Here is a 19,931-nt window from a genome sequence, read left to right on the forward strand (position 1 = left end):
TCCACGGAAATTGTTTAGGAACCTTTCACCAATGATTCCCTCTCTATAAAACAATCCTCTCATGTACTCTTCCCTGTCAATGCATTTATTCGTTCTCACTATTATTCATTATAGTAGCGAAATTTTATTCATAAAGCAATATTTTCACTATATTTTTTTAAAAAATGGGCTTTTTTCGTTTATTAATCACAGAATAACCCAAAAACACATATTTTATAATAGGGGCTTTAAGAAGGAGGTAAAAAAGTTGAAAAGAAAACTTAATCAGTACACCTTTCAAAATTGGTTTAGGAATATTAAAGCAGTTTGTAAACAACTCATCATCCCTTTTACCATTTTTCAAGCAATACGGACTTTTATATTTCCTACTACTATTGATGTATTATTGCTGGCAATTTTTATTGCCCTTTCATTGGCATACCATTATGAGTGGATATGAATAACCCCTTCCAGAAGTTAGTTGGAGGGGGGAGTTTGCTGTTCATTTTTTAATCTTTCTTTTTCCTCTAATTTAACGACCACATATTCCGTGTTTTTCATTCGCCAATAAAGATGTTGTAACTGATTTACAAATTTCATTTCATTTTTTTCTTTTCCTGTTGAAAAATATCTTTCCACCACTCTGAAAATCGCTCCAGGATGAGCTAAGTAGCTTAAAAACAATAACATTTCTTCTTTCTTAAAAGGAAAATGCCGAAAGTAAGTATCGAGCCACTCTAAACTTTCATCAAACTTTTTTGGCTGTGTACTCAAGGTACGATCCAAAAACGGCAATAAATCGTGAATGGGGGATGCTATTTGTGATTGTTCGAAATTTGTAAAGAAACCTAGGCCGTTTTCGTCGTATAGAAAATGTTCATTTGACAATTTACCATGAATTATTACACTTCTAGCTTTTGTTTCTTCACTTGTTGCCTCCTGCCATTCCTTCAGCTTATTTAAGGCAAAACGTTCTGCACCGTTAATTTCAGTGTAAAATGTACAAAAAAGAAGTTGAAATGGAGACATATATACTGTTCTCTCACTTCGTTCCACAAAGGCTAACAATGCTTCCTGTTCATTTTCCCATCTGGCTGTTGTTTGTTCGTAATGTTCTTCTCTCATTTCTTTCGTAACAGGAATTTCACGTACTGACAAGGTATGGAGACGAGCTAACTCTCTAAATAAATCTTTATGTTTTTGAATTCTCCCTTCCCTTTCTTTGTTTTCTAACCAAGGCATTAGGTAAAAAAGAGAATTTCCTTCTAATATGGCATATCGTCCATCTAAAGCAGGATAAATCGGTACAATCCTATTATATCCCTTCTGATACAAATGTTGAACGTAATGAAGAAAATCAATTCCTTTATTTGCTTCCATTTCCTTTAAAGCAAATTCCCCTTTATTCGTATAGACTTTATATACGCGCCCATGCTTTTCAACAAAATTCATAGACAAACCATAATGGTAGATCAACCTGCTAATGTCCTCATTTGTAAAGGTCATACAATCACCTGCTTAAAAAAGAGGACAAACTGCCGTGCAGGAGTCCTCCTTAAATAAAATTACCTATTATTTTTTAAAATACGAATGTGATTTCGCTGGAATATACAATACTTGCCCTTCATACACTTCGTGACTAGCTTCCAACTTATTTGCTCGTAATATTTGCTGAACACTTACATCATATTTATCAGCAAGTTGTTGAATTGAATCTCCTTGTTGAACGAGACGTACTCTCATCTTTGTATGAGATTCATCTTCTTTTCGAGCAAAGAAATCTGCAAAAGACATTGATTTATACTTATCTTTCTTTTTCTTTACTACTGCCTTCTCCTCTTCAGGACTAGATTCCATGCTGCTTGATGATTCAGATGAAGATTCATAATACTCTGCTGGAGACTCCTCGTGATATTGTTCAGTTGATTCTTCCCTATTGTCATATTGGAAAAAATCTAGTGTCGGTTGAGCCATTGTTTCTAAGGTAAGTTCAGGTATTTTTGGAATAGAAGGATGAAAATGGACCTTCTCTCCGCTTTCAAATGCTTCTTGAGGAAGAACTCTAGACTCCACTGAAAACGGTTCGAATAACTCCTCATCTTCTTCATCATCATCTTTATATTCTTGTTCTTCATTTTCCTTTGAGGAACGCGCTAATAATTCTACTTCTACCAGATCGTCCTCCTCAACTTCTTGAAACAATTCACTAGCTTCTTCAAACTCTGTATTCTCTCTAATCGGAACCTCTTCTACATCCTCTTCAATAGATTCAAATAATTCCGTTTTCTCTTGATAAATTCCATGCACATAAATATCTGCGTAAAGTTTTAATTTGCAACTATCTTCTAAATCATAATCAAAAGTATGGATTTCTACTTCCATTTCATCCATATTGACAATTCTTTTCTTTGGTATTGTTATATCGACTGGAAATTGATGTGAAAAATTACTCGCTTCATCATTTCGAATGTCAACAGCTTGAATAAACGTCATCCCGGTTTTAGGAAAATGATCCTCCACACCGCTATCAAAACTGTGATTAAACTCCCCAGTAAGCTGAAGGGTTCCTTTTAGTACTACGTAATCATCTTCATCAATAATCGATATATTAGGATCTAAAGATATAGATATAAGTTCATCTACTTCCTGTCCTTTTTGAAACCAAACTGTTTCTTCAAGCGGGAATTTGAGCGATGTTTGTTGGCGATCAGGCAAGATTGATTCCTCCTTTCGTTTCCAATGCAAATAATATCGGTCACTTACAGCCTATGAGGGAAGAGTAACTTTTATGATTACTCACATAAACTTCTGGGTTGATTTCCACTCGGCGTGCTCACTTTCATTTATGAAGAAAAACGGGAGGCTCTTTAACAGGGGTGACAAGAAAATGTTTATGCACTCTTTATGTTGTTTCTCAGCTTACTGAGTACTGGGTTTTTGATCTCGGAAAGTTGTCGCCTTGAAATAAACCCAAAACATTAGTTCAAAAGATATATCTAAAAAACATACAAAACTTAGCACGTCGTCTTTAAAATATATAAACACAGGATATGGCTTTTCGCCATCGCCAAAGAACTGGCGTTATAGTCTACGTTCCTTTATTGGCGTTCTACTGAGATAAAAGAACACGAATAGGAACGAGACGGAGCGATTTATCGCTGTTAAAGAACAAAAAAAAGAAGTAATAGCTTTGTAGCCATTACTCCTTTTATATTTAGTTTCGAATCTTATTGAATGTATTTTTTACAGCAGCTATTGTTTTTTCGATATCTTCATCTGAATGAGCACTAGATAGGAATAATCCTTCAAACTGAGACGGTGGTAAAAATACTCCATTATTGGCCATTTCCTTATAATATCTTGCAAATAATGATAAGTCAGACGTTTTTGCAGTCTCGTAATTTGTTACTTTTTCATTCGTGAAGAAAATTCCAATCATGGAACCAGCTCGATTAATGGTATGTGGGATTCCATTCATCTCTGCTGCTTCTTTCAATCCCGCTTCCAACATATCAGCTTTTTGGATGAACTCCTCATAAGTTTTCGGACTTAATTGACTGAGTGTCTCATATCCCGCTGTCATGGCAAGTGGATTTCCTGAAAGCGTACCTGCTTGATAAATAGGTCCACTTGGAGCTATTTTTTCCATAATTTCTGCCTTTCCACCATAAGCGCCAACTGGGAGACCTCCACCAATTACTTTTCCTAAACAAGTCAAGTCAGGTGTAATCCCAAAGTATCCTTGGGCACAATTATAGCCCACTCGGAAGCCTGTCATCACTTCATCAAAAATTAACAATGCGCCATACTCATTTGTAACTTCACGCAGACCTTCTAGAAATCCAGGAACAGGAGGAACTACTCCCATATTACCTGCTACAGGTTCTACAATAATACAAGCAATGTCTTCTCCATACTCTTTAAACGCATATTTAACACTTTCCAAGTCGTTGTAAGGAACGGTGATTGTATTTTTCGCAACACTATCAGGTACCCCAGGACTATCGGGCAAACCAAGCGTAGCAACACCTGAGCCAGCCTTGATTAAAAGGGAATCTCCATGACCGTGATAGCAACCTTCAAATTTAAGTATTTTATTTCGGCCTGTATAGCCCCTTGCAAGGCGCAAGGCACTCATCGTTGCCTCAGTTCCAGAAGAAACCATCCGAATAATTTCAATGGATGGAACACGTTCAGTAACAAGCTTGGCAAGTTTATTTTCTATAAGTGTAGGCGCGCCAAAGCTCGTACCACTTTCAGCTACTTTTTTTATCGCTTCTACTACTTGATCATTTGCATGACCAAGAATTAGTGGTCCCCAGGATAATACATAATCTATATATTCATTGCCATCAATATCATAGATTTTGGAACCTTTTCCTCTTTCCATAAAAATAGGATCCATATCAACCGATTTAAAAGCTCGAACTGGACTATTTACCCCACCAGGCATTAGATTAATTGCTTCTTTAAAAGCCTGCTTTGATTTTTCGTATGAACGCACAAGAAAACCTCCACCCTATTTATTTCTTTCTCAGGAATATACATTTTAGAACTTTGTAGAAAAAGAAAGAAGTACCAGTCCAGCCTCAGTGCCTATCGACTAGTAATCTTCTTGTCCTTTTCTTTTGCGTAAGTCAACATAGGCTCGTACCTCGCCTGTTTCCTTTATCTCAGTCAAAGGACCGTAAGTTTTTACGTCGATGGACAGGCACTTACACTTTTGTATTTTGTAGCCATCTTGCAGCATCTTTTGCAAAGTAAGTAATGATGATATCCGATCCTGCTCGTTTTAATCCGGTAAGCATTTCCATTACAATAGCTTCTTCATTTATCCATCCATTGGCTGCTGCTGCTTTTATCATTGAATATTCACCGCTTACGTTATAAGAAACGATTGGAGCGTTGCAATGATTTTTTACATCTCTAATAATATCCATATAGGCTAGTGCGGGCTTCACAATAAGAAAATCTGCGCCTTCCTCTATATCTGACTGAGCTTCTCTTAATGCTTCCATTCGATTAGCAGGATCCATCTGATATGTTTTGCGATCACCAAATTGTGGGGCACTATTAGCTGCATCTCTAAATGGACCATAAAAAGCAGAAGAATATTTAACTGCATATGACATAATTGGGATATGATCAAAACCAGCTTCATCCAACCCTTGTCTAATCGCAGCAACAAATCCATCCATCATATTAGAAGGTGCAATGATATCAGCTCCCGCCTTGGCTTGGCTAATAGCTGTTCTAACAAGCAACTCAAGACTTTCATCATTTAAAACATAATCATTTTCTACTATTCCACAATGCCCATGGTCGGTATATTCACAAAGACAAGTGTCCGCCACGACAAGTAGATCGGGGTAATATTTCTTTACTTCTCTAGTTGCTTCTTGTACGATACCATGATCATGATAGGCACCGGAACCACAATCGTCCTTTTCTTTCGGAACTCCAAATAGAATTATGGATTTAATCCCAAGACTTACGATTTCGTCCAGTTCTTCTTTTAATAAATCCAAGGATATTTGAAAAACTCCAGGCATAGATGATACTTCATTTCTTTCATTTTCCCCCTCTATGATAAAAAGAGGGTATATGAAATCTTCTACGTGTAAATGAGTTTCACGAACCATAGACCTCATATTAGCGGAATGACGCAATCTTCTGTGGCGTTTAAATTGAACTTTTTCCATTCTAATCTTTCCCTCCATCTACTTGCTTTTTGACATACAAGCATATCTCATTGAACATATCATCAATTGTAAATGTTTTAGGACAAATATGTGTAGTATAACCTGCTTGTTCAATCGTTCGTTTAGTTACAGTTCCAATTGCAGCATATAAAAGCTTTTTCGCATGACTGCTAAGATGATGCTGAACGACTATTTTCATAAAATGATTAAAGGTAGAAGGACTTGTAAACGATGCAATATCCAGCAAATCCTCTTCCAACATACTGACTAATTTATCTGTTTCTTTTGAAGGATAATATGTTTCATATACGATCCATTCATCAGCAGTATATCCACGAGACCGAAAACTCTCAGCTATAATATTACTTGCAAGATTTCCTTTTGGAATCAACACTTTTTTCCCAATCAAGCCTTGGTTAAAAAATTCACGAGCAAAATCCTCTGCAGTATATACATTAGGCATAAAGCGAGAAGGAAGTCTGTATCGATGTAATGCTTCCCTTGTTTTTTCACCGACAACAGCATATTGAATATTACCTTTATGAAGGATTTGTTCATCAACTAAGCCCTTTATATGTTCAAAAAAATAATGAACCCCATTTTTACTGGTGAAAATAATCCATTCATATTGATTCAAATTTTTAATAAAATAGGATGCATTTTGATCATGATGTGCTCGAAAATCGATGAGAGGAACCATATGTGGCACCCCACCAGATGAAGCAACATCCATACAAAATTTTTCTCCCTGTTCTCCACCACGAGTAATGAGCACATGCTTGCCTTTTAACGGAAGCTCTCTGCTCTTCATTTCTCCAATTCATCCCTTACTTGATCAATCAATTTTTTTGCTCCTTGATCAATTAAAAGTCTAGACGCTTCTTCACCTACTAATCTTGGTTCCCATCCTGTCACTGTTTCTTTATAGACAATCTTTCCGTCAGGAGATGCAACTAGTGCCGTGAGCTCAATTTGATTATCATCTAATATCTTTCCGAAGCCTGCAATTGGGACTTGGCAGCTTCCTTCCATTTCATGTAGGAAAATACGCTCTGCTTCAACAGCACGGGCTGTAACATCAGATGTAAGTTTTGATAAATGCTCTAGCAACTCCATATCATCTGCCCTACACTCTATCCCAAGTGCTCCTTGACCAATCGCAGGTAGGCAGTTTGTTGGATCTAAAAATTCAGTTGCAATATCCGCCTTCCATCCCATACGTGAAAGTCCAGCAGCGGCCAGGATGATAGCATCGTAATCTTCAGTTTCTAATTTATTTATACGAGTTTCAATATTTCCACGTATCCATTTAATTTCTAAATCAGGTCGCATTGCCAAAATTTGAGCACTTCTTCTTAAGCTGCTTGTACCAACTTTTGCACCTGCAGGAAGATCCTTCAGCTTTACATGATTTTTTGAAATCAATACATCACGAGGGTCTTCTCTCTCAGGAATACACCCAATGACAAGGCCATCTGGTAGAACGGCGGGCATATCTTTCATGCTATGAACAGCCATATCAATTTCTCCATCCAACATCGCCTGTTCTATTTCTTTAACAAATAGACCTTTTCCGCCTACCTTTGATAGGGTAACATCAAGAATTCGATCACCTTTTGTAACAATTTCTTTTATCTCAAATTCAAAAGGAGCTCCAAGCTTTTCCAGTTGTTCACGAACCCAATTTGTCTGTGTTAATGCAAGTTTACTTCTTCTTGAACCAATGATGATTTTTCGCATGAAATAATCTCCTGCCTTAATTTATTTACTCATACCATATATGAAAGTTTGATAATCGACTTATAAAAATAAAATTTATCAATACAATTAAAAATGATGCAGAATTCCATAAAGCAAGTGTTTTTCCGAACACTTCTTTTTTTCTGTACAAATATAGCACGAAGCTATAAATCAAAAATACAAAAAATGAGCCAAGAATTTTTGGATCATACCATTGGAAGAATGAAAGTTTCATAAAAGCCCATTGCAACCCAAGAATGAGACTTAAAAGCAATAAAGGTACTCCAATTAAATTTAGTACATAGCATATTTTTTCAAGCTTAGCTAAATCACTTAGGCGCCATAGACGTTGAATCCATTTCTTTCCTTTTAGCAGTTTGTACTGCAATAAATAAAGTATCGAGAAAACAAAAGATAAAGTAAATGCACCATATGACAATATAGCCATTGTAATATGAATAAATAGCAACTCGGAAATTAGCTGCTCAGCCATTGCTGGCCTTTGGATTGGAGCAAATGCATGTATTGCCATTACGGTAAACCCTAGAAGGTTTGTAAAAAATACTGTAAAATCCACTTTTAAAATTCGATGAATCATCAGTGATAATGTGATAAGTATCCAAGAATAAAAATAGAGACCTTCAAATAACGTAAGTACTGGAAATCTCCCAGTTTCCATCATATATAGACATAAAAAAATTGTTTGAAGGATCCAAACAATCGAAAGAAGCAGGAAGGCAAGTCGATTTGCCTTCCGATTGTGTTCAAGAAAATCAAAAAAATATAATAATATCGATAAAGCGTATATAACGATAACAATTTCTGGCAATCTAACCATCATTAGCTCAATCATCACACACGTCCTCTTAAGATTGGTAAGTAGGAAGCGGGACAGACATTAGATGTTTATCTTGTTTGGTTTCTTTCAGTTCTTTTGCTTGTCCACTAATTGGCTCTTCTAAATCAAATATTTGTTTAAAAAGAGCAATTTTTTCGGTTGCCTGTGGCTGTCCGGAAAATTCCTTTACTTGTAAAATTGGATCTTTTAATAATTGATTAATAATGCTTTTTGTGTGCTTACTAATTATTTTGCGTTCACGATCTGTTAAATCAGGTAATTTTCGTTCAATACTTTCCATTGTATTCATTTGGATGGCATTTGCTTTTTCCCTTAATGCGGAGATGACAGGTACAACTCCTAATGTATTGACCCATTCATTAAAGGATTCTATTTCTAATTTAATCATAGAAGAAATCTTTTCAGCTGCTTTTTTTCTTTCAACCATATTGGCTTCGACGATTCCTTCTAAATCATCTATATCATATAGGAATGCACTTTCCAATTCGGAGACCGCTGGGTCAATATCCCTTGGCACAGCAATATCCATAAGGAATAGAGGGCGTCCTCTACGAATTTTCTCCATATTAGCGACCATCTTCTTATCAATAACATAACCCGTAGCGCCAGTAGAGCTTATTACAATATCCGCTTCTATCAGAGCGCATTGAAGCTCGTTAAGCATTTTGGCTTTACCAGAAAATTGTTCCGCAAGCGACTGTGCCTTTTCGAATGTTCTATTCACAACGGTTACCTTCGTAGCACCGTTCGAATAAAGGTTTTTAATTGCAAGTTCACCCATTTTTCCAGCACCAATAACAAGTACGTGTTTTTCCTTTAAATCACCAAATACTTTTTTGGCTAGCTCCACAGCCGCGTAACTAACGGAAACCGCATTTGCTCCTATATCCGTTTCAGAATGACCACGTTTTGCAACTGTGATCGCCTGCTTTACTAAATGATTGAAAATCGTTCCGGTAGTACCATTATCTTGTGCCATCAAGAAGCTATTCCTTATTTGGCCAAGTATTTGCGTTTCACCAAGAACCATTGAATTTAACCCGCACGTCACATTAAAAAGATGATCAACCGCAGATTCATTTTCTTGAATATTTAAATGGCTCACAAATTCCTCTTGGTTTAGATTGAACCATTCTGCTAAGAATTGCTTTATATAATAGCGTCCAGTATGCAATTGATCCACAACAGCATATACTTCTGTACGGTTACATGTGGAAACAATCATGTTTTCCAATATACTTTTTTTATTTTTTAAAGTTGTCATGGCTAAAGGCAAATCTGTTTCAGAAAAAGCTAGCCTTTCCCTTATCTCAACTGGAGCCGTTCTATAATTTAGTCCTACAACAATGATGTGCATAAAAATTCCGCACCTCCAGATTTATTGCTACTATCGTTTATTATACCACGACAGATTAGAAGAATTCTAAAAAGATGTGAACAGATCTTGAAACGTGTGTTATATTAAATATATATAATTCTCTTGATACATACTAAAAAGTAAGAGGCGTCTTTAATCCAACGCTCAAATGTTCTGATACGTTTAAAAATCTTTTATTTACTTTTGCAGCATCAGTTAATTTGACACAAGTCGTTTGAGCCAAAGCTAAACAGTAAAAGCCTAAATTTTAAAATACTCACTTATAAAAACTCATACTTAATTAAGGTATCAAATAGGTGAAGGAAATACAAGTTTACAGGAATGGTGTCTTATGAAAAAAAAGTCTTATCTCTCAGGAGTCATCCTAATAGGATTTGGTATATATTTTCTATTTCAACAATATCATTTTTCCCTTTTTGAAGGGTTTTACTCTTGGTCCACACTGCTTTTTATAGTAGGACTAGGTTTTCTAGCTAATGGTTATTTAGGAAAGGCATACGAATCCATACTTCCTGGAGTTGTATTAACTGGTTTAGGGCTCCATTTCCATATTGCAAACAAACTTGATACTTGGCCAGATCATTCGGGTATATTTCTTTTATTGGTTGCCTTAGGAATTTTACTTACATATGTTAAAACAGGAACGAATCTTTTCCAAGGTATTATATTCCTTGCAATGGCAACATTATTATTGTTTTTCGATAGATTACTAGTTTGGGCAAACCAACAAGGCCATAATCTTTCAAGTATAAGTCAATTTTGGCCATTCCTATTTATTATTTTGGGAGCATATTTTTTATTTTTTAAAAAGTCTAGATAAAAGTTAAAAGTGCATTCCATTTTTGGGAATGCACTTTTTAACTTTTATTTTAATTTTGGTTACTGACACACTCTTACCGCAGATAGTTTGGAAGCTTGCTGGCGCTTGAAGTGCTGCATGGTCTCCCATAAACTGTTCTTCTCACAACTGGGGAAGTGTCGGACGTTCTCGCTAATTCCCCTTTGTGGCAAAGAAATACTATATTCTTTAATTGCCTATTTTTTACTTCTACTCATTAATATATTCCAAACATTATCTTTCCCAAGTCCAGTTTCTGAACTGAATACAACTATTTCATCTCTAGGATCGAGATCGAGGGTTTCTTTGGCAACTTTTTTGTGTTTATCCCATTTTCCACGTGGAATTTTATCTGCTTTTGTAGCAACGACAATGCACGGAAGTTCATAGTGTTTTAGAAATTCATACATCGTTACATCATCTGCTGTAGGTGGGTGGCGAAGATCTACAATCAAGAGGACAGCCAATAACTCTTTTCTCTTTGTAAAATATGTTTCGATCATCTTTCCCCATGCCTCACGCTCTTTTTTTGAAACTTTTGCATATCCGTATCCTGGAACATCTACAAAATATAATGATTCTTCTATTTTGTAGAAATTGAGTGTTTGCGTTTTTCCAGGCTTTGATGATGTTCGTGCTAAACTTTTTCTATTAATCATCTTATTTATAAAAGAGGACTTACCTACATTTGATCTACCAGCGAGGGCAAACTCTGGGAGGCCCTCACTAGGATATTGTTCTGGCTTTACGGCACTAATAACAAGTTCTACTTGATTTACTTTCATTTATGTTCTCCTGTCAACGCGGTTTCTAATACTTCATCCATATGCGATACAGGAACAAATTTCAAATCACCACGAACACTTTCTGGAATATCATCAATATCCTTTTCGTTGTCTTTTGGTAATATGATTGTCGTTAATCCTGCTCTATGGGCACTTAATGTTTTTTCTTTTAATCCACCGATTGGCAATACTCTTCCGCGTAGCGTAATTTCTCCAGTCATTCCGACTTCTTTTCTTATCGGAATTCCAGTTAGAGCAGAAACTAAAGCTGTGGCAATTGTAATACCTGCAGATGGACCATCCTTCGGAACAGCACCTTCTGGAACATGAATATGAATATCACATGATTCATGAAAATCTTTATCTAAGTTTAATTCCTCCGCTTTTGATCGCACATAACTAAATGCAGCTTGAGCAGATTCCTTCATAACATCTCCTAATTTTCCCGTCAAAACCAGCTTGCCTTTTCCAGGAGCTATAGATACTTCAATTTGCAATGTATCTCCACCAACCGCTGTATATGCAAGTCCTGTCGCTACTCCAACCTGGTCTTCTAGTTCTGCCTGTCCGTAAGAGTACTTTTTCTTTCCAAGAATTTCTTGCAAATACGTATCCGTAACAATTACTCGTTTTCTCTCACCTGATACGATAATCTTGGCAGCTTTTCGGCATATGGATGCAAGTTGTCTTTCTAGTTCGCGGACACCAGCTTCACGTGTATAGTAACGGACCAAATGTTTTATAGCTTCATCTCTCATTTGCAGTTGGTTTTTCGTTAACCCGTGTTCACGAATCTGTCTAGGAAGTAAATGCTCCTTTGCAATATGAATTTTTTCCATCTCTGTGTAACCAGCAATTGTAATGATTTCCATCCTATCCCTTAGAGGTCCCGGAATAGTCGCTAAATCATTAGCCGTCGCTAGAAACATTACTTTTGATAGATCATATGTCTCTTCAATATAATGATCGCTAAAAGTGCTATTTTGAGCAGGGTCTAGTACTTCAAGCATTGCAGACGAAGGGTCTCCACGGAAGTCATTCGACATTTTATCAATTTCATCCAATAAAAATACAGGATTTATTGTTCCCGCTTTTTTCATCCCTTGGATGATTCTCCCGGGCATAGCGCCTACATATGTCCGCCTATGTCCTCGGATTTCCGATTCATCTCTTACACCACCAAGTGAAATACGGACAAAATTACGGCCCATTGACTCTGCAATAGATCTGGCAAGACTTGTTTTACCAACTCCAGGGGGACCTACTAAACAAAGAATGGGACTTCTTAAAGATTTCGTCAGCTGTTGAACAGCTAGATATTCTAATACCCGTTCTTTTACTTTTTCGAGACCAAAATGATCCCGTTCAAGTATTTTTTCTGCCTTTTGAATACTTAAGTCATCTTTAGTAGCTTTTTTCCAAGGAAGGGATACAAGCCAATCAATATACGTCCTGATAACAGAACTTTCTGCTGAAGTCGAAGGGATTTTTTCATAACGGTCAAGTTCTTTATATGCTGTTTTCTTTGCATGTTCCGGCATATCTGCTGCTTCAATTTTTTCTGTTAAGTCAGCAACTTCACCTGTTTTCCCTTCTTTATCTCCAAGTTCCTTTTGTATGGCTTTCATTTGCTCACGCAAATAATACTCCTTTTGCGTTCTTTCCATAGATTGCTTAACCCGTTGACCAATTTTCTTTTCTAAGTTAAGAACTTCTCTTTCATTATGAATAATTTTAATAATGTTTCCGAGTCGTACCTTAACGTCAACAGTTTCAAGGATTTGTTGTTTATCATGAAGTTTTAACGGTAGATGGGATGCAATAATATCCGCCATTCTACCCGGTTCTTCAATATCAGCAACAGTTGCGAATGTCTCCGTTGTTATTTTTTTGGAAAGCTTTATATATTGTTCAAAATACTCCAGCATTGTTCTCATTAAAGCTTGAACTTCGATATCCTTTTCAACATCATCTTCAAAAAGTTCCAGTTCTGCAGCTAAATATGTTCCTTGATTAATTATTGTCGCAAATCTTGCACGAGTTAAACCTTCAACTAGTACTCTAATGGTGCCGTTTGGTAACTTTAACATTTGTTTAACTTTTGTTAAAGTCCCCATTTTATAAATATCCTCTTCAGTAGGCTCATCTATTGCAACGTCTTTTTGTGTTGCTAAAAAAATTAAATGATCGTTCATCATAGCCTGCTCTAAAGCTTGAACCGACTGTGCTCGGCCAACATCTAGATGCAGCACCATTGTCGGGTACACAAGCATTCCCCTTAATGGCAATAGAGGAACGAGTGGCTCTTTTTGCTTCTTCAAATCTACACCTCCATAATAGAAAAGCTCAAGCGATGCAGCATACTTCAATCTTCCTTGGGATACATCGGCTAAGATTACCTATGATGTACAAGATTTAAGAAGTAACACTAGAAGCGCTCAAGCGAAATAAAATAAACAAATACCATTCCCCAGAGTCTTTTTTCAATTTTAGCCTATTGTAGGGGGCAATGTCGAGAAAGAGGCATTGAGGAAAATTAAACGCTTTTTTTATTATGCGCACCAAGTAAATTTGGTGATATTATTTCGTGATTAGGATGTTTTAATAATGCTTCTTCTAATACAGTTTCCAGTTTTTTAACGGGTATAACTGTTATATCTTCAATCTCTTTTAAACTTGATTGGTAATTGTCTGCAGGGATAAATACAGTAGTTGCTCCAGCATTTTTTGCTGCTTTCACCTTGGAGAAAACGCCTCCAACAGGTTTTACATCACCGAGTAAACCAAGCTCACCTGTCATAGCTACCGTATTCTTTACTGGGATTTTATATATGGCCGAATATATACCAACCGCCATTGCGATACCTGCAGAAGGACCATCAATTGGAACTCCACCTGGAAAATTAATATGTATGTCATATTGATTTGCGGGAACTCCCATTGTTTTTAGCACTGTAATTACGTTTTCAACTGAGCCTCTTGCCATACTTTTTCTCTTAACAGATTTACCTTGTCCATTAATACTTTCTTCTTCGATAATCCCAGTTATATTAATAGATCCGCGATCAGCTGGAATTACTGTCACTTCAATATCCAGAAGCATTCCACTATTTGGTCCATTCACAGCAAGACCGTTAACAATTCCAATATGTGGATTTTCGGAAATGCTTTTTTCATATCGTGGGGTTAGCTGACTGGAACGGATTACCCACTCAATATCTTCATCACGTATAAATTCCCGATCTTCAGTTATGGCTAATCCTGCAGCTATCTGCATCATATTTACTGCTTCACGTCCATTTCTTGCATAAGAAGACAATATAGAGAGACCAGAATCCTTGATTTCTAACTTAATTTTATTTGTAGCATTTTTAGCAATTTCAATAATTTCATGCTGTTCCAATTCCTTGAAGAAAACTTCCATACAACGGGATCGAATAGCTGGCGGGATTTCATTTGGTGTTCTAGTAGTAGCCCCAATTAGTCGGAAGTCTGCGGGCAATCCCCTTTTAAAAATGTCATGTATATGAGCGGGTATTTGAGAATTTTCTTCACTATAATAAGCACTTTCCAAAAAAACTTTCCTGTCTTCCAAGACTTTTAATAATTTATTCATTTGGATGGGATGTAATTCACCAATTTCATCGATAAATAGCACTCCTCCATGAGCATTTGTTACAGCACCTTGTTTCGGCTGAGGAATTCCTGCCTGTCCCATCGCGCCTGCACCTTGATATATTGGGTCATGTACAGAACCAATTAAAGGATCGGCTATTCCACGTTCATCAAACCTTGCTGTTGTTGCGTCCAACTCAATAAAGACTGAGTCAGGGCGAAAAGGAGAACGTTGATTTTTCTTAGCTTCTTCAAGAACTAACCTAGCAGCAGCTGTTTTTCCAACTCCTGGTGGTCCATAAATAATGACATGTTGGGGGTTGGGACCGCAAAGTGCAGCCTTTAATGCTTTGATGCCGTCTTGCTGACCTACAATATCTTTAAAACTTGCTGGGCGAACTCTTTCAGCCAAGGGTTCAGACAATCTAATACCACGCATTTTCCTTAGTTGTTCCATTTCTTTTTTTGATTCCTTATCAATTGTCACTTTTTGGGAGCGCTGATTTTTAAGTAAATTAAAAAAATACATCCCGATTACGATTCCAAAAAATAGCTGTATCAACAAAACAAGCACTGTCCAATTCATCGCATTCCCTCCTAGAAACACTGATTCACATAGTGGTTAGTATTTCCTCCACGTTATGGGAATAAACCGATTTTTTAGTGCTTCTAAAAAAATCCAAATCTAGACGATGTTGATTTACCTACCAAGCGTTGCTTACCCTAAGGTACGAAAGCATTCTTACCTTTCGCGGAACATCGTGTTGTTCAGTATTTTTCTCACAAAATCTCATGTTTTGAACTCCAATTAACATGGTTATTAATTAAAATCAGAAAAGCTCAATACACAGGTAAATGTTGAGAAGAATTAACTTTGACCTGTAATTCCGCGATATAACTTCGGAAATCTAGACAAATTCTAAGCGCGCTAAAAAATTGATTTCAAAAAAATTTTTCAAAATAAAAACCCCTAGATCATCTCAATGAAAGAGATGTCTAGGGGGTTATTTGTTAAGCGGATGTTTTTTCAGTGCCTTTTATTATCGTACCGTCATTAAGAACTAATTTTGGCGGCTTATTATGGACGACTGAATCTTTTGTAATGATACATTTTGAAATGTCATCACGTGAAGGTAATTCAAACATGACGTCAAGCATAATGGACTCAATAATTGAACGAAGTCCACGGGCTCCTGTCTTTCTTTCAATTGCCTTTTTAGCAATTTCATGAAGTGCTTCGTCTTCAAATTCTAGATCAACATTATCGAGTTCAAGCATTTTTTGATATTGTTTTACAAGCGCATTCTTCGGCTTTGTTAAAATTTCAATCAAAGCTTCCTCATCTAATTGCTCCAAACTTGCAATAACAGGTAAACGTCCAATAAATTCTGGAATTAAACCAAAGCGTAGCAAGTCTTCCGGTAGCACTTTCGTAAGAAGGCCTTTTGCATCGATTTCTTCTTGCTTTACATCTGATCCGAATCCAATTACCTTTTGCCCTAATCGACGTTTAATAATTTGTTCTACGCCATCAAAGGCACCACCACAAATGAACAAAATATTAGTCGTATCAATCTGGATAAATTCTTGATGAGGGTGCTTACGCCCGCCTTGTGGTGGAACGCTTGCAACAGTGCCTTCTAATATTTTTAATAAAGCTTGCTGAACTCCTTCCCCTGACACATCACGTGTAATAGAAGGGTTTTCAGATTTACGGGCAATTTTATCGATTTCATCGATATAAATAATACCTCTTTCAGCTTTTTCCACATCATAGTCGGCAGCCTGGATTAATTTAAGTAAAATATTTTCTACGTCCTCACCAACATACCCTGCTTCAGTTAACGAAGTTGCATCTGCAATTGCAAACGGCACATTAAGAATACGTGCAAGAGTTTGTGCAAGAAGTGTTTTCCCACTACCAGTAGGTCCAATTAAACAAATATTACTCTTTGCAAGCTCTACATCATCGATTTTGCTATTAGAATTAATCCTTTTGTAATGATTATAAACAGCAACTGCAAGAGATTTCTTTGCTTGATCTTGACCAATTACATATTCTTTTAATATTTCACGTATCTCACGAGGCTTCGGAACATCTTTGAATTCTACTTCTTCTTCAGTTCCAAGTTCTTCCTCAACTATTTCGGTACAAAGTTCAATACATTCATCACATATATATACACCAGGGCCGGCAACAAGTTTGCGGACCTGTTCTTGTGTTTTCCCACAAAATGAACATTTAAGTTGCCCTTTTTCTTCATTAAACTTGAACATAGAATTCTCACCCCTTTTAAAAGCTAAAACTATTTCATTCATCGAAATGCCAATAGTTATGTATTGCATTGTAACATATTATTCCGAATAATAACCATTAAAAACATTCATTAAACATCCATTTATTACAATTATGTATTTATGTTGGATAAAACAAGGCACGAACTATACCGTGCCTTGTTTTATCTTAAGTCTTATATCTTATGTCAGTGTTATTTACTATTATGCACCAGTTTTGCTGTTTTCAACAAGAAATTCAACTGCTTTTTGAATTTTCAAGTCTTCTTTTAAATTTTCTAAGTTTCCGCCAAGAAGTCTTTTAATTTCTTCAAGTTCCATTTTGTATGCTTCAGCCATTTTGTTCATTTCTTCATTAACTGCTTCATCGTCTACTTCAATATTTTCTGCTTTTGCAATAGCTTCTAACGTTAAGTTTGTTTTTACACGTTTTTGAGCATCTTCTTTCATTTGTTCACGAAGCGCATCTTCATCTTGCCCTGAGAATTGGAAGTATAGATCCAATGTCATTCCTTGCATTTGTAAGCGTTGTTCAAATTCCTTCAGCATTCTGTCAACTTCAGTTGTTATCATAACTTCCGGAATTTCAACTTCAGCATTTTCTGAAGCTTTATCTACAAGCTCATTACGAAGAGTTTGCTCTGCTTCGTTTTTCTTACTTTCAACTAAGCGATTTTTAATGGATGCTTTTAAGTCTTCAAGAGTTTCTGATTCTTCGCTTACATCTTTAGCAAATTCATCATCAAGTTCTGGTAGTTCTTTAGATTTAATTTCATGAAGCTTTACTTTAAATACTGCTGGTTTACCTGCCAATTCTTCCGCATGGTATTCTTCAGGGAATGTAACTTCAACATCTTTTTCTTCTCCAGCTTTCACACCAACTAATTGTTCTTCAAAGCCAGGGATGAATGAACCTGATCCAATTTCAAGAGAGTAATTTTCGGATTTACCACCTTCGAATGGTTCTCCATCTACAAAACCTTCAAAGTCAATAACAACAGTATCTCCTTCAGCTACTTCTCCTTCTTCTTTCACAACAAGTTCCGCTTGACGTTCTTGTAGCTGTTTTAATTCAGCGTCAACATCTTCATCAGTTACTTCAGTGTCCATTTTTTCTACTTCAAGGCCTTTATATTCTCCAAGCTTAACTTCAGGCTTTACTTGAACAGTGGCCTTGAAAATAAGTTCTTTTCCTTGTTCCATTTGCTCAATCTCGATGTCAGGACGATCAATTGGCTCAATGCCAGTTTCTTCAATTGCAGATATGTATGCATCTGGTAAAATTGCATCCAAAGCATCTTGGTAGAGACTTTCTACTCCAAAACGCTTTTCAAACATTGATCTTGGAATTCTTCCTTTACGAAATCCTGGAATATTTACTTGTTTGGAAACTTTTTTAAAGGCAGTATCAAGGCCGTTATTTACAGTTTCTACATCAACCTCAACCGTTAATACACCTGTATTCCCCTCTAGTTTTTCCCATTTTGCAGTCATAATCATTACCTCCAACAAATATATAATCGCTGCTTATTCTCCTATTTATAAGAACTGCTGTATATGAAACCCATTAGGATCTGCAGTTCGGCATAACCATTATATTATACCACAGCTTCAGTTCCTTTCAACAATTGTTGCTATTGAATAGGTGAAGAAATTTCCTCCAGACTTAATAAATATGAAAAAGCATCTACCATCTCATCACAATTTACACCATAAGTAGTCGCTATTTTTTCCTTGTTCCATTTTTCACCATACATTTCGTAACCCATACATCGATAGGCTGCAGCCCATAATTTCGGATCTACTGGGTTTACTTCAAATGGATATAGGATAAAAGCATGCCGTCCAGTCATTTCTTTTAATTGTTCCAATAATACTGGGTTATGGTCACCCAATAGGATTTCAAGATGTTTATTAATTTTCATCAGCAATGGCATTTCTTGAACTTCTAATAGATTAGCTGGAATCACATAACCATCATAATTTAACTTTTTTACTTTTACTTTTTTTTCAATCTTATTTTCTCTTAATACATTCAAAACGATCGTTTTTAGAAATGGATGTGTATTGTTATCCTCAAGCATGTTAAGAAGAGAATCTAAATAAGGATGTATATTTTTGTCGACAAGACTCCCTAATTGGATTGTTTGCTCATGCAAATCTTGACTATTAAAAACCGCTTGATCTGTTGAAAATTCATCGGCATAATTATTCGCATTATTTTCCACTACCTTTTTACTTAATTGTAAAATGGTTAAAAAATGCTCTGCCTTATGTGCAGGTACTTCTTTTTCATCAAAAAGAGCTTCTATCGTATCAATGACATACTGATGCTCATTTAATTGAATAAGAATCATCAAATAAACGTCGATGATTTCAAAATAATGACCAATGCCCTCACGTAAAATTTCCTCTGCAAGAATTTTTGCTTCAACATAATCTCCATTCTCATATAATGCAGCGAGAAAAGCTGAGTTTATATTTGGGTTTGTTTCATCCATTTCCTTCGCATGACGGAGTAATTGTACAGCGTCATGAAAATTATGAGCCTCTAAACAGGCAACACCTTTTTCATAATATCTTTGCTTCAACCCTGGAAAAGGAATAATTTTTCCTGTTTCATGAACACCTTGATCTCGTTTCATGATAGAACCGCCCATCATTAAAGAATTGAAGATAGTTTAACAAATGCGAGAAAAGAAAACAAATTCTGTAACGATTTTACTTATTTCCATTCTTT

General features: G+C 36.2%; 16 protein-coding genes and 1 other annotated feature (1 of these 17 running past the window's edge). Of the genes, 2 read left to right on the forward strand and 14 right to left on the reverse strand.

Annotation, left to right across the window (positions count from 1 at the left end; translation table 11 throughout):
• Positions 1-89: a binding site (T-box leader), on the reverse strand (it extends 142 nt beyond the left edge of the window).
• Between the two features lie 158 nt (positions 90-247).
• Complete coding sequence (locus MT489_RS05920; protein ID WP_244680547.1) at positions 248-439, forward strand: hypothetical protein; 192 nt, start codon at positions 248-250, stop codon at positions 437-439.
• A gap of 17 nt (positions 440-456) precedes the next feature.
• On the opposite strand, the gene ysxE is transcribed toward MT489_RS05920, so the two are convergent.
• The 8 genes from ysxE to hemA all read right to left on the reverse strand — a co-directional run bounded on the left by ysxE (position 457) and on the right by hemA (position 9,637).
• On the reverse strand, positions 457-1,485 hold the full coding sequence (ysxE, locus tag MT489_RS05925) for a spore coat protein YsxE (RefSeq protein ID WP_244680548.1): 1,029 nt from the start codon (positions 1,483-1,485) through the stop codon (positions 457-459).
• Between the two features lie 66 nt (positions 1,486-1,551).
• Positions 1,552-2,694: a stage VI sporulation protein D gene (spoVID, locus tag MT489_RS05930; protein WP_244680549.1), complete on the reverse strand. Its 1,143-nt coding sequence runs from the start codon at positions 2,692-2,694 to the stop codon at positions 1,552-1,554.
• Positions 2,695-3,193: 499 nt separating this feature from the next.
• Entirely contained in the window at positions 3,194-4,483 is a 1,290-nt protein-coding gene (gene hemL, locus MT489_RS05935; protein WP_244680550.1) for a glutamate-1-semialdehyde 2,1-aminomutase, read from the reverse strand.
• Positions 4,484-4,694: 211 nt separating this feature from the next.
• Positions 4,695-5,681 carry a porphobilinogen synthase gene (gene hemB / locus MT489_RS05940; RefSeq protein ID WP_244680551.1) on the reverse strand — a complete coding sequence of 329 codons (987 nt, stop codon included), beginning with the start codon at positions 5,679-5,681 and terminating at the stop codon, positions 4,695-4,697.
• 1 nt (position 5,682) lies between these two features.
• Positions 5,683-6,492, reverse strand: coding sequence for a uroporphyrinogen-III synthase (locus MT489_RS05945; RefSeq protein ID WP_244680552.1), 810 nt, complete (start codon positions 6,490-6,492; stop codon positions 5,683-5,685).
• Positions 6,489-7,421 (reverse strand): hydroxymethylbilane synthase, encoded by a 933-nt coding sequence (gene hemC / locus MT489_RS05950; protein ID WP_244680553.1) that lies wholly within the window; start codon positions 7,419-7,421, stop codon positions 6,489-6,491. The genes MT489_RS05945 and hemC overlap by 4 nt, the downstream gene beginning before the upstream one ends.
• A 25-nt stretch (positions 7,422-7,446) precedes the next feature.
• Positions 7,447-8,274, reverse strand: a complete 828-nt coding sequence (locus MT489_RS05955) for a cytochrome c biogenesis protein (RefSeq protein WP_244680554.1) — start codon at positions 8,272-8,274, stop codon at positions 7,447-7,449.
• A 13-nt stretch (positions 8,275-8,287) separates the two neighbouring features.
• On the reverse strand, positions 8,288-9,637 hold the full coding sequence (gene hemA / locus MT489_RS05960; RefSeq protein WP_244680555.1) for a glutamyl-tRNA reductase: 1,350 nt from the start codon (positions 9,635-9,637) through the stop codon (positions 8,288-8,290).
• 352 nt (positions 9,638-9,989) lie between these two features.
• On the opposite strand from hemA, the gene MT489_RS05965 reads away from it, so the two are divergent.
• Entirely contained in the window at positions 9,990-10,478 is a 489-nt protein-coding gene (locus MT489_RS05965) for a hypothetical protein (RefSeq protein WP_244680556.1), read from the forward strand.
• Between the two features lie 215 nt (positions 10,479-10,693).
• On the opposite strand, the gene yihA is transcribed toward MT489_RS05965, so the two are convergent.
• The 6 genes from yihA to MT489_RS05995 all read right to left on the reverse strand — a co-directional run bounded on the left by yihA (position 10,694) and on the right by MT489_RS05995 (position 19,836).
• Positions 10,694-11,281 (reverse strand): ribosome biogenesis GTP-binding protein YihA/YsxC, encoded by a 588-nt coding sequence (gene yihA / locus MT489_RS05970; protein ID WP_244680557.1) that lies wholly within the window; start codon positions 11,279-11,281, stop codon positions 10,694-10,696.
• Positions 11,278-13,554, reverse strand: a complete 2,277-nt coding sequence (gene lon, locus MT489_RS05975; RefSeq protein WP_370876371.1) for an endopeptidase La — start codon at positions 13,552-13,554, stop codon at positions 11,278-11,280. Before lon ends, yihA begins: the two co-directional genes overlap by 4 nt.
• Positions 13,555-13,817: 263 nt before the next feature.
• Positions 13,818-15,482: an ATP-dependent protease LonB gene (gene lonB / locus MT489_RS05980; protein ID WP_244680559.1), complete on the reverse strand. Its 1,665-nt coding sequence runs from the start codon at positions 15,480-15,482 to the stop codon at positions 13,818-13,820.
• A gap of 425 nt (positions 15,483-15,907) precedes the next feature.
• On the reverse strand, positions 15,908-17,173 hold the full coding sequence (gene clpX, locus MT489_RS05985) for an ATP-dependent protease ATP-binding subunit ClpX (RefSeq protein ID WP_244680560.1): 1,266 nt from the start codon (positions 17,171-17,173) through the stop codon (positions 15,908-15,910).
• A gap of 222 nt (positions 17,174-17,395) precedes the next feature.
• The gene (tig, locus tag MT489_RS05990) at positions 17,396-18,685 is read right to left on the reverse strand and encodes a trigger factor (RefSeq protein WP_244680561.1); all 1,290 of its coding nucleotides are present in this window, start codon (positions 18,683-18,685) and stop codon (positions 17,396-17,398) included.
• Positions 18,686-18,825: 140 nt separating this feature from the next.
• Positions 18,826-19,836, reverse strand: a complete 1,011-nt coding sequence (locus MT489_RS05995; protein ID WP_244680562.1) for a tetratricopeptide repeat protein — start codon at positions 19,834-19,836, stop codon at positions 18,826-18,828.
• Between the last annotated feature and the right edge of the window lie 95 nt (positions 19,837-19,931).

It is taken from the genome of Lederbergia wuyishanensis, assembly GCF_022900255.1.
Taxonomy (GTDB): domain Bacteria; phylum Bacillota; class Bacilli; order Bacillales; family Bacillaceae_C; genus Lederbergia; species Lederbergia wuyishanensis.

Excerpts from the sequence above, each read along its gene's own strand:
- ysxE (WP_244680548.1), bottom strand. The coding sequence starts at position 1,485 with ATGACCTTTACAAATGAGGACATTAGCAGGTTGATCTACCATTATGGT.
- hemB (WP_244680551.1), bottom strand. The coding sequence starts at position 5,681 with ATGGAAAAAGTTCAATTTAAACGCCACAGAAGATTGCGTCATTCCGCT.
- MT489_RS05945 (WP_244680552.1), bottom strand. The coding sequence starts at position 6,492 with ATGAAGAGCAGAGAGCTTCCGTTAAAAGGCAAGCATGTGCTCATTACT.
- hemC (WP_244680553.1), bottom strand. The coding sequence starts at position 7,421 with ATGCGAAAAATCATCATTGGTTCAAGAAGAAGTAAACTTGCATTAACA.
- MT489_RS05955 (WP_244680554.1), bottom strand. The coding sequence starts at position 8,274 with ATGATTGAGCTAATGATGGTTAGATTGCCAGAAATTGTTATCGTTATA.
- hemA (WP_244680555.1), bottom strand. The coding sequence starts at position 9,637 with ATGCACATCATTGTTGTAGGACTAAATTATAGAACGGCTCCAGTTGAG.
- MT489_RS05965 (WP_244680556.1), top strand. The coding sequence starts at position 9,990 with ATGAAAAAAAAGTCTTATCTCTCAGGAGTCATCCTAATAGGATTTGGT.
- yihA (WP_244680557.1), bottom strand. The coding sequence starts at position 11,281 with ATGAAAGTAAATCAAGTAGAACTTGTTATTAGTGCCGTAAAGCCAGAA.
- lon (WP_370876371.1), bottom strand. The coding sequence starts at position 13,554 with ATGCTTGTGTACCCGACAATGGTGCTGCATCTAGATGTTGGCCGAGCA.
- lonB (WP_244680559.1), bottom strand. The coding sequence starts at position 15,482 with ATGAATTGGACAGTGCTTGTTTTGTTGATACAGCTATTTTTTGGAATC.
- clpX (WP_244680560.1), bottom strand. The coding sequence starts at position 17,173 with ATGTTCAAGTTTAATGAAGAAAAAGGGCAACTTAAATGTTCATTTTGT.
- tig (WP_244680561.1), bottom strand. The coding sequence starts at position 18,685 with ATGACTGCAAAATGGGAAAAACTAGAGGGGAATACAGGTGTATTAACG.
- MT489_RS05995 (WP_244680562.1), bottom strand. The coding sequence starts at position 19,836 with ATGAAACGAGATCAAGGTGTTCATGAAACAGGAAAAATTATTCCTTTT.